This window comes from Streptomyces sp. NPDC047022 (assembly GCF_040644155.1).
Taxonomy (GTDB): domain Bacteria; phylum Actinomycetota; class Actinomycetes; order Streptomycetales; family Streptomycetaceae; genus Streptomyces.
Genome location: NZ_JBEYVV010000012.1, coordinates 41516 through 54912, shown reverse-complemented (window position 1 = coordinate 54912; position 13397 = coordinate 41516). Strand labels below are relative to the sequence as shown.

Below are 13397 nucleotides of genomic sequence, written 5' to 3'. Positions count from 1 at the left end.
GGGACGCGGCGCACGGTGGGCCCGAGCGGTCAGCCCGGCATACGGAAGCCCAGCGCCGAGGCGGCCCTTTCGGGTGTCGGCTGCGCCCAGCGCGCCGCTACCGCCTCGTTGGACGACAAGGAGCGTGTCTCGGCCTTGTCGATGTACAGCGTGCCGTCCAGATGGTCCGTCTCGTGCTGGACGATACGTGCCGGCCAGCCCGTGAACTCCTCCTCCACCACGGCTCCCTGTGCGTCCAGCGCCCGCAGTCGCACCCGGGCGGGCCGTGCCACCACGGCCTGCCAGCCGGGCATGCTGAGACAGCCCTCGAAGAACGCCACCCGTTCGGTGCCCAGGGCGTCGTAGGACGGATTGACGAGCACCCGGAACGGCTGGGGCACCCGCCCGCGCGCCACCCTGACCTCCTCGGGCACCGGCGCCGGGTCCTCGATCACCGCGATCCGCAACGGCACCCCGACCTGGGGCGCCGCGAGCCCCACTCCTGGCGCCGCGCGCATGGTCTCGCGCAGCGCCTCGATGAAGCGGGTCAGGAGCGAGGGCGACAGCTGACCGTCGAAGGGCAGGGCGCCGCGACGCAGGACCGGGTGGCCCGCGGTGACGACGGGCAACGTCCCCCCGGCGGCGAGGAGTTCCTCGACGCGTTCGGAGATCGCGTGGTCACTGGGGCCACCAGGACCGCTGGGATCAAGGGGATCAAGGGGATCGCCTGGGCCGGTGGGGTCGACGTCGAGTGCCATGCCCTGATCCTCGCAGGGAATGCGGCGAGCGGCGCGCGTGGTGCGGCGGTGATTCGCCCAGGACGTCCCACGGGCCTTCGCCGCCATGAGGGCTACGTCCCACGGGCCGTCGCCCTCATGGCGCTCGGGATCACCCCTCCGTGAAGTCGCCCGCGAGCGCCGAGGCGATCCGCAGATGCGGCGCCGCCTCACGCTCGCGCCCCTGCCGCTGGAGTGTGCGCCCCAGCAGCAGCCGTGCGTAGTGCTCCACCGGGTCGCGCTCCACAATGGCGGTCAACTCGGTTTCGGCGCGGCGCAACTGGGCCGAGTGGTAGTAGGCGCGCGCCAGCAGCAGCCGCGGTCCGGTCTGCTCGGGCACCTCGTCCACCAGACCCTGCAGAACCCTCGCCGCGGCGTAGTAGTCCTTGGCGTCGAAGAACATCCGCGCACGCTCCCAGCGCTCCGCGGGCGCCCCGTGGCCGTAGTACGTCGTCTCCACTCGAGATCTCCTCTCCGCGCCGACAACGGTTCAGGTTGGTTGCATATTCCATCACTCTTGGGGCGTGCCGCTCATCGCGCGGAGAGCGCTCATGAGGACTCCAGCTCGGCGTTCGCACGTTGGAGGACCAGGGTCAGGACACGCCCGGCGGTCTCGAGGTCCGCCCGTGGAATGTCCGCGTACAGCCGGGCGGCGACCTTCCGCCCGCCGGCCTGTACCTCTTCGAGCACGGCACGGCCGGCGTCCGTCATGGACACCCCGTCCGTGGCCGAGTCCAGCAGTCCGTCGGCGATGAGGCGCTCCGCGGCCGCGTGGGCCGCCTGGCCGTCGGCGTTCCCGAGCGCCTTCGTCACCCGTGTCACCAGCACGGTGCTGTCCAAGTGCCCGCCGTGGTCCTCGAGCGCCCGCAGCATCGCGGACTCGGTGAAGGTGACGCCGGTGGAGGTGAGGACCTGCTCCAGCAGTGCGCGGCTTGCGTAGTGCGCAAGGCCTACAAGCCGGCCGTCGATGACGGGAGTGTCGGTCATGGCTGCTCCTTCTCGGTGCCGGTGGGTCCGGCGGTGGACGACGGGTCGAGCGGCGCGTCCAGCAGTGCGTGCAACTCCCGTACGAAGTTCTTGGTGCGCGTGCTGTCGACGCCACCGAGTGGCTGGAGAAACCGCTCGTGCAACTGCTGGACCACCCCGGTCGCCTGCCGCGCCACCTCGTGCCCGTGAGTGCTGAGGGAGAGCCGCACGGCCCGTGGATCGTCCGGGTCGCGTGCCCGGTCCACGAGGCCGGCCGCCTCCAGGGCGCGGGCGAGTTTGGAGACGTAGAGCGCCTCCAGCCCGGTGTGGTCGGCGAGTTGCCGCTGGCTGGGGCGCAGTCCGGCGCTGTGCATGCCGAACAGCGTCGCCACCAGTGAGTACTGGGCGTGTGTGAGGCCGAGGGGCGCGACCGCCCTGTCCACGGCTACACGCCATTTCGTCGAGAGCCTCCAGACGAGGAAGCCGGGCGTCGCGCCCTCGGGTGCTGTACTCATGACAGATAAGGTACATGGCTATTATGTACATGGCTACTGTCTCGGTTGAGGGGCGCCGGAGGTTCCGCGGTGGACACCTGGCGGCACATTGCGTCCACTTCCCTCTGCGCGGACGAGTGGTGGGACTGACGGGGGTGCGTGCGCGGGGCTAGGTTGTGCGGCATGAGCAATCTTGATCGCGAGGCGGTGCCGGCCGTGTGCGGTGGCCGCGGGTTCGTGGTGGCGGAGCCGGTGCGTGAGCTCCTCAGCCCGCGCCGGGTCCAGCTCGGTGAGTCGACGGAAGTCCGCCGGCTGCTTCCCAACCTGGGCCGTCGCATGGTGGGGGCGTGGTGCTTCGTGGATCACTACGGCCCTGACGACATCGCCGGCGAGCCGGGCATGCAGGTCCCGCCGCATCCGCACATGGGCCTGCAGACCGTGAGCTGGCTGCACGAGGGCGAGGTGCTGCACCGCGACTCCACCGGCGGCCTGCAGACCATCAGGCCGCGCGAGCTGGGCCTCATGACCTCGGGCTGGGCGATCAGCCATTCGGAGGAGAGTCCCGCGTCTCATGCGCGGTTCCTCCACGGCGCGCAGCTGTGGGTGGCGCTGCCGGACAGCCATCGGCACACCGAGCCGCACTTCGAACACCATGCCGAGCTGCCCGTCGTCACGGCGCCCGGCCTCAAGGCCACGCTGATGCTCGGTGAGGTCGACGGCGCGACCTCGCCCGGAACGACGTACACCCCGATCGTGGGCGCGGACGTGGCCCTGACGCGCGGAGCGGACGTACGCCTGCCGCTGGACGCCGACTTCGAGTACGCGGTCCTGTCGATGTCCGGCGAGGCCCATGTGGACGGCGTGCCGATGGTGCCCGGCTCGATGCTCTACCTCGGCTGCGGCCGCACCGAACTTCCGCTGCGCGCCGAGTCGGACGCGGGTCTGATGCTCCTCGGCGGGGAACCGTTCGAGGAGGAGCTGATCATGTGGTGGAACTTCGTCGCCCGGACCGGCGACGAGGTCGAACAGGCCCGCAAGGACTGGACGGAAGGCACCCGTTTCGGCGAGGTCCACGGCTACGACGGCGCACCGCTGTCCGCCCCTGAACTCCCGTCCGTCCCCCTCAAGCCTCGTGGTCGGGTGCGCTGACCCGGCATTGCGTGGGCAGCGTCGGCTCTTGGGGTCGCAGCCGGGCGCTGTTGATGGTGCTGAGCCGACAGGCGGGGAATGAGCTGCCGGACTGCGGCCGGCAAGCTCTCGTACGCACGGCGACTGACTCGTGTCAGGCCATGGCTATGTGTTGGGCCGAGCGGCGCTGATGCCGCCGAGTGCCGACCGGGGGTCCCGTTCGATCGCCATGTCCCCGAGGGAGAGGATGCCGACCGGGTGGTCGTCCTCGATGACAGGCAGGCGACGGACAGAGTGCTCCCGCATCATGTCGACAGCGCGTTCCAGATCGTCATCCGGGCTGATGGTGACCACATCCTCGCTGCAGGCGTCGGCCACGGTCGTCTGCTCCGGGTCCACACCCTGCGCCAAGGCGCGCACCACCAGGTCTCGGTCGCTCACCAGTCCGCACAGGCGATCCTCCTCGGTGATCAGGACGGCGCCGATGTTCTGGTCACGCATCAGCCGGGCCACGTTGGCCACGGATGCCTGGGGGCCGACCGTCACCGGCGCACTCGTCATGATGTCGCGCACGTGCTGGGTCATGATGTCTTCCCTTCCGTCGGGACGGCGCAGTTCGCCGCTCCGCCGCCGGGTACCCACGACGCACGTGCCCGCACAGGAGAACCGACAGCACCGGCGCAGGAAGAACGCTCCGCCTTCTTCCCCGCGCCATGGCGGCGCCCGCACCCAGGGCGAGGCCCCTGAATGCGCCTGAGTGCCTGTCCGGGATCCCGGTTACCGCCCGGCAGGTGGACTTGCTTCCATTGGAACGAAATCGTAGTATCCGAAAACGTGAAGTCCGAAAACGTCTCATCCGAGCGGTCGGTGCTGCTGACCTTGCAGCGCGCGACCCATGCCACCCTGCAGCTGATCGCGGGCGAACTCGTCGACCTCGACCTGACCGCCTCCGAGATCAACGCGCTGGCCAACCTTGCCGATGGTCAGGGCCGCACCGTCTCTCAGCTGGGCGCCGCTGTCGGCACCCGCCCCACAACGCTGACCAGCGTGCTCGACCGGCTCGAGCGCCGCGGTCACATCACTCGCGGCACGCGGGCCGGCGACCGGCGCTCGGTGTTGATCGAGCTGACGGAGTCCGGGCGTGCGGCGGCAGCCCTGATCAGACAGACGCTGGCTGATCTTGAGAGCCGCGCGCTGGACGGTCTGCCCGCCGAGGCGAGCGCTGGCTTCTACGCCGTCGCGGATGCGTTGATCAAGGAGGGGGCATGACTGTCGACGGCCACGGCGCACATGAGGTGTCCTCATCGTTCACCGAACTCATGGGAGAGGTGATGGCCACCGCCGAGCGGTTCGGACACCGCCAGCACGTGCACCTGACCTGGCTTGCCGTCCGCGGATACGGAACCGACATGGCGGTGGACCTGATCAGTGACGGCATCCAGCGCACCGCCCGTTACGCCGGCGTCCCCCAGAAGTACAACGCCACGGTCAGCCGGGCATGGGTCGAGCTGGTAGGTCACCACGCGGGCCGGTCGGACACGGCCGACTTCGACGCCTTCGTCGAACAGCACCCCGCGCTGCTCGACAAGAAGCTGCTCACTCGCTTCTACCGGTCCTCGACGCTGGCCGACACCCGGGCCCGGACCGGCTGGGTCGAACCCGATCTCGCGCCCTTCCCCTGGTGGCGTGCCGACGGGTAGCGGTCCGCCCGGGCCCCGGCCGGTCGAGGCGCACTATGGCGTGGAGTTCGGAATCCGGGGCGCGCGGGCCCGAAGGGATGCCTGAACGAACGAATCGCGGTCGTGGACCGGCGCTCAGGGTTCGGCCCTGGCCTGCTCGACAATGCCTTGGCGCTCGGTCTCGTCCCTGACCAGCATCGACAGCAGGGACGCCACGGTCAGGCCGGCCTCGGCCGGATGGCGCAGGACCCTGCTCGGATCGATCTTGTAATGGTTGGCGCGCCCCTTTCGGGTGTGGGACAGGTAACCGCACCGCTCCAGATCAGAAATGATCTTCTGGACGGCACGCTCGGTGAGCCGGCAGCGCGCGGCGATATCACGGATCCGCGCGCTGCGATTGTCGGCGATGCTCGCCAATACGCGCGCGTGACTGGTCAGGAACGTCCACCCGGCGTGCGGCTCGGGGACTCCGTCTGCACGCATCATGAAACAAATCGTACGGCCGCAAGTTCACGCATCCAAAAACACGAAAGCAAATTCACGTAAGCCTTGACGCCTTACGGGGAGTGTATGAGCCTGAAGAGGGGCAATGCGGAGGAGGTGCTCATGCCGAAACCGTCCTACGACGAACCGTTCACGGACGAGGAGGGCGCCGACCGCGCACCATCTCCCGGTCTTTTGCAGGTGCACATAGGGTCGAACGGGAGCCGCGTGCCCGTCGCCGTGACCGGTGAGTTCTGCCTCGACGACAGCCAGAACCTTCAGCACGCCCTGCGATAGGCCCTCGCGAGGTCGGCCGAAGGAGTGGATCTGGACCTCGGCGAGCTGGCCTTGGTGGACTGCTCCGCTCTGAACGTACTGCTGGCTCTTCACGGTCAGGCGGTCTCAGTGGGGAAGACGGTGGTCGTCACAGCCGCCAGCCCGGCCGCGGAACGCCTGCTGACCTTCACGGACACCTACGCCCTCTTCGCGGTCACGCGTGACGACACCGGTCCGGTCGATGGCGAACCCGGGCCCCGGAACTCCGACGAGAGACTCCTGCAGACCGAGGTCGTCCAGCTCCGGCGGGCACTGCGGACCCGGCCGGACATCGATCTGGCACGCGGAATCCTGATGGCGTCCTTCGGCCTGAACGCCGACGAGGCGTGGAAGGTACTCGTCACCGCTTCCCAGAACACCAACACCAAGCTGCACCACGTGGCCAGGCAGGTGGTGACGACCGCTCGGGGCACACCCCTGCCGGATGCGGTCCTGAGACAGCTGACGGCGACAGCCGGAGTCTCGGCCGGGGGAGCCGTTCCTCGCCCCTGACGCTGGTGCACTCTTCGCCGATGAGGGCCACCGCCTGCGGCGGATGTGCCACTGAGTCCCCCTCAGCACGAGAGGGGGACTCAGTGGTTGGTCCGGGTCAGCGGTTCGGTGAGTTCACGCTCTGCAGATCGCGTACACCACGCTCGTGTCGCTGGCGCAGGTGTTGCTGGCCAGCTGCGACTGATAACCGGTGGGGCGAGCACCTCCTGGGAACGCGGAGATGGCGCCCAAGCCGCCCTGGGCGCCTGTCGATCCTTGGGAACCGGCGGTGCCTTGGGCCCCTGTCGCTCCCTGATCCCCCGTGTTCCCCTGAGGTCCCGGCGCACCCTGCGCTCCGGAACCCTCAGGGCCGGTCGCCCCCTGAGTGCCCTGGATGCCCTGGGACCCTTGAGAGCCGGAACCGGTGGCGCCTTGAGCCCCCGTCGCCCCTTGCGCTCCCTGCGCGCCTTGCGGACCTTGTGTACCACTTGGATGCTTGGGCTTTTTGGGCCGGTGCGACCCATGGTCGTCGCCGTGCTGGTCGTCCGGCCCATCGGGCCCCGGCCCTCGTCGACCGCGCTGCTCGTCACCAGTGGCGAGCAGTCCCCGAGGCCTGAACTCCGCACTCAAAGTGCCCTTCGGGCCATTACCGCTGGCCGCCCTCTCGATCGCGTCGGCAACGGCTGCCGACGCGGGAACCACAGCCGGTACCGCGGCGAGCGTGCCTACGACCAAGAGGCGACCGACGGCCTTGAGGCGAACCCTCCGAAGTGAAGCCTTCATTTCTCGAAATTCCCCACATCACCCTCAGGAAACAATGCCGAGCTGAAGTGTCGTGGCGGAACATGCCTGCACCGTTCTGCCATGAAGTGCCAATATCGATCGGCGGAGGGTTTTGCACGAACACCACAGGAGTGCGCCCGCCTGAGTGTCACCCGACTGGCTCGCCTTCCGGTGAACGCGCAGAGAGGAGTTGGTTTTTAGGGATTTGAGGAATGGGGGCCTCTGGGGGCCGTCGCGGCAGCAGCAACGGCCCCCTGTGTCGCGTGCATTCACAGGGGTGTGTGGCGGCAGCGCGCGTTGAACGCTCCAGAATTCTCTCTTGACTGACTATCGGGTCGGCCGGCAGTCCGGCGCGGTCGGTCCCGGCTGCGGGTATTCTCCGGGTCCGCAAGGCCCCGGACTCTGCTCGCCCCTGACGGATGGTTTGGCCGGCATGGCCCTTCTGGAAGAGCGATTGCGACGCCTCCGCGCTCTGGGCGATGCCGTGACCGTCTTGCCGTCCGCGCCGTCCTTCCCCGCGGTTCCGTCCGTTCCGTTCTGGCCGTTCTGGCCGTTCTGGCCGTCCTGGCCGTCCGTGCCGTCCTTTCCGTCCTTCCCGTCCCTGCCGTCCAGACCCTTGGGGCCTTCCGGGCCTGCGGGACCGGTCGGGCCGGTGGGCCCGGGCTTGAGGTGCATTCCCTGCAGTTCCACGTGCTGTTCCTGCAGATCGTCGATCTGCATCTGTTGATCGAAAAGCGCGGCTGACTGCACAACGAGCGCGGCGATCAGCGCTCCACCCAGTACGAGTTGGCGCCGCGGCATGCGCAGCGCGTCTTTGAGGCTGTTCACGTGACCCCTCACGATGCGAGATGATAGCAGTATAAATAACGACAAGTCAGAGAAGGTACATATCTTTCATTGGGAACTGTCGCAGAATCTGCTGTTCGGTGCATATGGGGTCGAGTGCCCGTGGTGTCCCTGAGGAACGCAACGGCCGTCCAGCACACGGACTTCCGCGCGTGCGGTCATCGTGAGGTGCGAGCGTGCGCGATGTTCACGCGGCGGCCCGACGCACCCGTGTGGCGGGTACTGCGTGCTCGGCATGAGCGGGATCATGGCGCGGTGTCGATCCTCGAATCCTTTGTCGAGCCGTCGGGCCAGGGGTGGTCACAGGCCGCCGACTTCGCGGTCGCCTTCTTGCTGTCCGGCGTGATCGGCGCGGAGCGCGAGATCCGCCAGAAGGCGGCCGGGCTGCGCACCTACACCATCGTCGGCGTCGGTGCGGCACTGTTCACCCAGGTGAGCAAGTACGGGTTCACCGACGTGCTGTACCCGGGGCAGGTGGTTCTGGATCCCTCCCGTGTCACCGCCCAGATCGTTTCGGGGCTCGGCTTCATCGGAGCCGGTCTGATCTTCATGCAGCACGGCTCGGTTCGCGGCTTGACCACCGCCGCCAGCATCTGGCTGACCGCCGCGGTCGGGTCGGCCGCCGCCGCGGGGCTTCCCGTACTGGCGGCTCTCACCACTGCCGCCTATTTCGTGGTCTCGTATCTGCTGGCGCCGCTGCTGCACCGGCTGCCGCTCCTGCGGGCGGCTCCTGTCCGGTACCGCATCTCCTATATGGACGGTTCGGGCGCGCTCCACGCGCTGGTGCGGCAGGTCTCCAAATCGGGTTTCTCCATCGTCGAACTCGTGACGATGGTCCATGCGGAGCAGCGCGCCAGGATCAGGCCGCTCGGCTCCGACACCCCCGGACAGACCCAGATGCAGGCAGACCGTGCGGTCGAGATCCTGCTGACTGTCGAAGGGCACGGCGACACCCGCGAACTGACGGCCCGGCTGGTCGCGGTGCCCGGCGTTCTGGCCTGCTCCACCAGCCCGCTTGTCGGCGAGTGACCTGCGCCGGAGCTTGCGGAATCCGCGGGCGGCTCCGCCGTCACGGAACCGTCCCGGCGCTCTCGGCCTGCGCAGCCGGAGGACCGCCGGACCGTTTCCCGACGGGACGGTACTCGTTGGCTCTTCATGATCGTGCCGGTCATCCGGTCCGCCGCGCTGCGTGCGGCCTTCGCCGGCATCCGTGAGACCAACCGGAGGAGAAAGACCATGAACACTGCCCGGATCGCGCTGGCGGCTGCGGCTGCCTCGCTGACACTGACCGCCGCACAGGCGGCGTCCGCAGCGCCTGGAGAGCACCACCCGGTGCCGGTGGCGGGCCCCGCCGCGGCCACGGTCGCCCTCACCAACAGCGACGCCGGCAAGGCCGTCGTGACGAAGGTCGGCGACTCCGTCAAGGTCCACCTCACTGGGCAGAGAGGAGACGGGATCAAGTGGGTATGGAGCGTTCCCGCGAGCAGCGCCCCCGACGTGCTCAGCAAGGTGAGTGGAGCGTCCTCGCCGAACGGTGACAGCGACGCGCTGTTCAAGGTGGTACACGTGGGCCATGCGTCGTTGACGGCGAACAGGCGCTGTGTGACCACGGCGCCGGGCCACCACTGCCCGCTGCTCGTACAGCAGTGGAGGGTCGCCGAGCTCTCGCGGTAGGCATCCGCGCCGAACCGCCTGGCTGAAGACACCGCGCTCGCCCGGGAACCGCCCCGCCCCGCCGCGAACGCACGCAGGGCCGCAGCCGAGTCGGCTGCGGCCCGACAACGGTGACGCTTCATCACGCCGTAAGCTGGACGGCACCGCGGAGGGCACCTGGCGCCCTCCGCGGTGCACGACCGTGCCTCGAGGGCCGAGTCAGCCGTCGATACGGTGCGTCGACCAGAACGAGGTCAGGTCCGTGGTCGTGGCGGCCTGGGCGGCGGCCTTGAACTCGGCCGTCGTCGAGACGCCGTACCAGTGCGAAGTGGCGTAGTCCTTCATCACCTTGGCCATGGCGGTGTCACCGAGGACGCGCCGCAGATCGTGCAGGGCGCACTTGCCGTAGCCGTAGACGACGGTGGAGTACCGGGAGGAGTGGGCGTCCCAGTAGGCCATCGAGTTGGTGATCTTCTCCGCCGACGAAGCCCAGGAGACACTGTTCCAGCAGCTGGTGCCGGTCTTGCCCAGCGCCAGGTCGGTGGAGTAGTCGGCGAACGCCTCGTCCAGCCAGGGGCTGGTGTACTCGTCGTCGCCGACGATCCCGTACCACCACTGGTGGGCGATCTCATGGGTGAGCGCCGTGGTGCTGACCAGGTCGAGCACGAAGCCCGGGTACTCCATGCCGCCGAACCAGTAGTTGTTGTCGATCACCGCGTCCAGCTCGCCGTAGGGGTAGGCGCCGAACCGCGAGGCGTGGCTGTCGACGGCGGACTTGGCCGTGCTGAGCATGGACTGCGCGTCGGACGAGCCGATGCCCGAGACGGAGTAGATGTTCACCTGTGTGCCGGCGGGCGAGGTGCCGGAGATCTTGGTGAAGGGACCGGCCGCCCAGGCGAAGTCACGGACCTTGGAGGCGGTGGCCGTGGTGATGGTGCGTCCGCTGGAGCCGGGGGTGTCGGACGACGTACCGGTGGCGGGCACCAGCAGGGTGCTGGGGTGGTCGAGGGTCACCTTGAAGTCGGCGGCCAGGGAGTAGAACGACTCGCCGTTGTTCGTGTACGGGTCCAGGTGCCAGCCCGCCCCGTCCTTGACGGCCAGTACGGGCAGGGCGTTCCCGATGAAGCTGAAGGCTCCGTCGTGTCCGAACCGGTCCGCACCGCTGGGGACGGTGATGCCGAGATCGAAGCCGATCGTGGCGGTCTGCCCCTGCGTGAGCGGGGCCGGAAGAGCGATCTGGAGGGCCGTACAGGAGACCGAGAGGGCGCCCGCCGAGCCGCCGGTGACATTGGTGACCGTGATCGGAGGGGCGGAGCAGGTGCCGTGGTAGTTGTCCCACAGCCTCAGATACACCTCGCTGAGCGCGGTGGAGGAGGCGTTGGTGAAGGTGGCGCTCTCGTGGCCGGTCCAGGTGGTCCCGCTGGAGTCGCTGCTCAGGCTGACGGTGTACGACGGGGACGCCGGGGTGCGGGTGGAGTCGGCGGGCGGGGTCGAGTCGCCCGAGGTGTCGAGGGCGATGTCGTCCAGTACGAAGCTCGTCTGGAGGCTGTAGTCCTCGGTGCCGGTGAAGGCGATCGTGACGGTCTGGCCCACGAACGCCGAGACGTCGAACGACTTCTGCGCGTATCCGGTGTTCTTGTTGAGGTTCGAATATGTCGCCAGCGTCGTACTGCCGATCTTGGCCGTCAGCTTGTCGTACTGCGTGGACGAGGTCGTCTCGGCTGTGTCGACATGCAGCCAGAAGGTCAGGGTCGCGTGGGCGCATCCGGACGGGATGGTGACGCTCTGCGAGAGGGTGTCGGTATGCGTCCCGCCCGTACCGTCCAGCCAGGCGAAGGACGTGCCGCCGTGCGCGCTCTGGCCGGACCGGCTGGTGATCACACTGGTCGACGACTGGCTCCAGGGCGAAGTGCCGCTTTCGAAGCCGCCGTTGGCGACCAGCTGGGCAGGGGTGCAGGTCGCGGCCGGGGATGCCGCGGGGGGCGCGGCCGCGGCAGGTGCGACGGGGAGCGACACGGCGGCCAGCGCGACGAAGGCGATGGCGCCGGCGGCGAGGCCCTTGTGGGGGGTCTGTCTCACACGGAACTCCTTTGACGCGGCCGGGGGTTTCCGGCCTGCTCGGTGGCCGCTGTCCGGCAAGGGTGCGCCGACGCTGGGCCGCGGGCTGCGCGAAACGGTTGTGTGATCGGTGGAGAGAGGTGTCGGCCGCGTTTCCTCTGGGGTAGGGCGTCGGCCGCACTGCCGGAAGAGTGACAGATCTGACAAGAACATGCCACTACCCTGCGGTCCCCGGAAGGCGAGTGCCCCCGTCACCGTATTGGGCCGACCTGCCGCCTCCCGCGACGACCCGCGCGCATCGGCCGCCGCGATGGCTGACGCGCATCGGTTCCCGTGGCCGGTCGCGGACCGCGCTTGCCGAACAGCCGTCGTTCGCGCGACGATGTTCCCTATTAATTCGATAGGAAAACTAGGAATAGTGTGAGGTGACCGTGAGGGCACTCGCTGCGTGCGGGGCCGGGGGACGGCGATGAGCGGCGCCGCTCCGGGAGAGGAAGTACCCGCCGAGCCCGAGGACTTCTGGCAGCGCGTCGCCCGCGAGGTGGCGGACGACCTCGCGGTGGACGCCGTGGACCGCGACCGAGCGGGCAAGCCGCCGTACGGCGAGGTGGCGCGGCTGCGGGAGTCCGGCCTGCCGTCGGTCCTCACGCCGCCCTGCGCCTCGGGACGCGGAACGGGCTGGCGGAACGCCGGTGCCATCGTCCGCAGGATCGCCGCAGCGGACACTTCCGTGGGCGAACTCCTCGCACGCCACTACGCGTTGTCCTGGACCGCCCGGTTCTACGCCACGCCGGAACACGCCGAAGCGCTGGAAGCCCGCGCCGTGCGGGAGAACTGGCTGTGGTCGGGCGCCATCGGGTCCCCGGACGTTTCTGGACAGCTGCCCCGCGGCACCGAAGACGCCCTCACCCTCACCCCGACCGCCGACGGGTACCGCCTTCGCGGACAGCGGGACCTGGCCTCCGCGGTCACCGTGGCCGACCGGTTCGTCCTCGATGCCGAGTGCGTCCCGACGAACGAGTGCATGGTGGTCCTGGTGGACCCGGGCCTGCCGGGCATCAGCCGTGATCTGTGGCAGGACCGGTTCGGCCAGCGGCTCGCCGGCGCCGGTACGGTCCACTTCGACGATGTCACACTCGGCGCGGATGCGGTGCTCGGGACCACCACACCCGACGAGGACGTCATCGCGCCTCATGCCGCGCTCGCGCCGCTCGCCCTGCGGCTCATGCTGGCGCATGCCGCCCTCGGCGCGGCCCAGGGCGCCCTCGCCGAAGCCAGGGACCTCAGCCGGGCCTTGGCGCACCAGAGGCAGAGCAACGACGCCGTACTGACCGGCGCGGGCGGACTTCCCCCGGTTCCGGGCGGGGACGCGGATCTCCTCCTTGCCCTGGGCGAGTCGGCGCTCGCCACCCACACCGCCGCATCCGTACTGCACCGCGCGACGGATGCCATGGAACGGGCCGTGGCCGCCGGGCGGAAGCTGAGCCCCGATCAGTGCGCGGACACCACAGCCCATGTGGCCGCAGCCGAAGCGGTCACCGTCCGCGAGGCCCCGCGGGTCTGTGAACGCGTGCTCGAGCTCTCGCTCCCCGATGCCGAAGGACTGGACCGGTTCTGGCGCAACGTCCGCGCCCTGGCCGGGCACAGACCGGCCGGCCCCATGCTGCGCGCCGTCGGGGAGCACTTCCTCAGCACTGGCCGCGTCCCGTCCGCGCCCTGGAACTGAGGCACCCGCGGGGAGGCGC

15 protein-coding genes are annotated in these 13397 nt (G+C 69.2%); 8 read left to right on the top strand and 7 right to left on the bottom strand.

The features are described 5' to 3' along the window. Positions 1 to 29 precede the first annotated feature (29 nt). From ABZ845_RS15530 to ABZ845_RS15515, 4 genes are all read right to left on the bottom strand, one after another. Positions 30 to 737, bottom strand: coding sequence for a peptide deformylase (locus tag ABZ845_RS15530; RefSeq protein ID WP_360978787.1), 708 nt, complete (start codon positions 735 to 737; stop codon positions 30 to 32). Between the two features lie 130 nt (positions 738 to 867). Then, a complete protein-coding gene (locus ABZ845_RS15525) occupies positions 868 to 1215 on the bottom strand; it encodes a tetratricopeptide repeat protein (protein WP_360978784.1) in 348 nt (115 codons plus the stop codon). An 89-nt stretch (positions 1216 to 1304) separates the two neighbouring features. Beyond that, entirely contained in the window at positions 1305 to 1742 is a 438-nt protein-coding gene (locus ABZ845_RS15520; RefSeq protein WP_360978781.1) for a MarR family transcriptional regulator, read from the bottom strand. Then, positions 1739 to 2236, bottom strand: coding sequence for a MarR family transcriptional regulator (locus ABZ845_RS15515; protein ID WP_360978778.1), 498 nt, complete (start codon positions 2234 to 2236; stop codon positions 1739 to 1741). Before ABZ845_RS15515 ends, ABZ845_RS15520 begins: the two co-directional genes overlap by 4 nt. Before the next feature lie 162 nt (positions 2237 to 2398). On the opposite strand from ABZ845_RS15515, the gene ABZ845_RS15510 reads away from it, so the two are divergent. Continuing rightward, positions 2399 to 3364, top strand: a complete 966-nt coding sequence (locus ABZ845_RS15510) for a pirin family protein (RefSeq protein ID WP_360978775.1) — start codon at positions 2399 to 2401, stop codon at positions 3362 to 3364. A 144-nt stretch (positions 3365 to 3508) separates the two neighbouring features. Here the strand turns inward: ABZ845_RS15510 and ABZ845_RS15505 are convergent, their stop codons facing one another. Next, complete coding sequence (locus tag ABZ845_RS15505; RefSeq protein WP_360978772.1) at positions 3509 to 3928, bottom strand: CBS domain-containing protein; 420 nt, start codon at positions 3926 to 3928, stop codon at positions 3509 to 3511. A gap of 249 nt (positions 3929 to 4177) precedes the next feature. On the opposite strand from ABZ845_RS15505, the gene ABZ845_RS15500 reads away from it, so the two are divergent. Together ABZ845_RS15500 and ABZ845_RS15495 are read left to right on the top strand one after the other, a co-directional pair. Beyond that, on the top strand, positions 4178 to 4612 hold the full coding sequence (locus ABZ845_RS15500; RefSeq protein ID WP_360978769.1) for a MarR family transcriptional regulator: 435 nt from the start codon (positions 4178 to 4180) through the stop codon (positions 4610 to 4612). Beyond that, entirely contained in the window at positions 4609 to 5043 is a 435-nt protein-coding gene (locus ABZ845_RS15495) for a hypothetical protein (RefSeq protein WP_360978766.1), read from the top strand. The genes ABZ845_RS15500 and ABZ845_RS15495 overlap by 4 nt, the downstream gene beginning before the upstream one ends. Before the next feature lie 114 nt (positions 5044 to 5157). Here the strand turns inward: ABZ845_RS15495 and ABZ845_RS15490 are convergent, their stop codons facing one another. Then, on the bottom strand, positions 5158 to 5508 hold the full coding sequence (locus tag ABZ845_RS15490; protein ID WP_360978763.1) for a helix-turn-helix domain-containing protein: 351 nt from the start codon (positions 5506 to 5508) through the stop codon (positions 5158 to 5160). A gap of 120 nt (positions 5509 to 5628) precedes the next feature. Between ABZ845_RS15490 and ABZ845_RS15485 the strand changes: the two genes are divergently transcribed. The 4 genes from ABZ845_RS15485 to ABZ845_RS15470 all read left to right on the top strand — a co-directional run bounded on the left by ABZ845_RS15485 (position 5629) and on the right by ABZ845_RS15470 (position 9615). Next, a complete protein-coding gene (locus ABZ845_RS15485) occupies positions 5629 to 5802 on the top strand; it encodes a hypothetical protein (RefSeq protein ID WP_360978760.1) in 174 nt (57 codons plus the stop codon). A gap of 24 nt (positions 5803 to 5826) precedes the next feature. After that, positions 5827 to 6333, top strand: coding sequence for an ANTAR domain-containing protein (locus tag ABZ845_RS15480; protein WP_360978757.1), 507 nt, complete (start codon positions 5827 to 5829; stop codon positions 6331 to 6333). 1863 nt (positions 6334 to 8196) lie between these two features. Beyond that, entirely contained in the window at positions 8197 to 8970 is a 774-nt protein-coding gene (locus ABZ845_RS15475; protein ID WP_360978754.1) for an MgtC/SapB family protein, read from the top strand. Positions 8971 to 9177: 207 nt separating this feature from the next. Beyond that, the gene (locus ABZ845_RS15470) at positions 9178 to 9615 is read left to right on the top strand and encodes a hypothetical protein (RefSeq protein ID WP_360978751.1); all 438 of its coding nucleotides are present in this window, start codon (positions 9178 to 9180) and stop codon (positions 9613 to 9615) included. Between the two features lie 198 nt (positions 9616 to 9813). On the opposite strand, the gene ABZ845_RS15465 is transcribed toward ABZ845_RS15470, so the two are convergent. Beyond that, positions 9814 to 11673: a M1 family aminopeptidase gene (locus ABZ845_RS15465; RefSeq protein ID WP_360978748.1), complete on the bottom strand. Its 1860-nt coding sequence runs from the start codon at positions 11671 to 11673 to the stop codon at positions 9814 to 9816. A 448-nt stretch (positions 11674 to 12121) separates the two neighbouring features. On the opposite strand from ABZ845_RS15465, the gene ABZ845_RS15460 reads away from it, so the two are divergent. Then, the gene (locus ABZ845_RS15460) at positions 12122 to 13378 is read left to right on the top strand and encodes an acyl-CoA dehydrogenase (protein ID WP_360978745.1); all 1257 of its coding nucleotides are present in this window, start codon (positions 12122 to 12124) and stop codon (positions 13376 to 13378) included. The last annotated feature ends 19 nt before the right edge of the window (positions 13379 to 13397 follow it).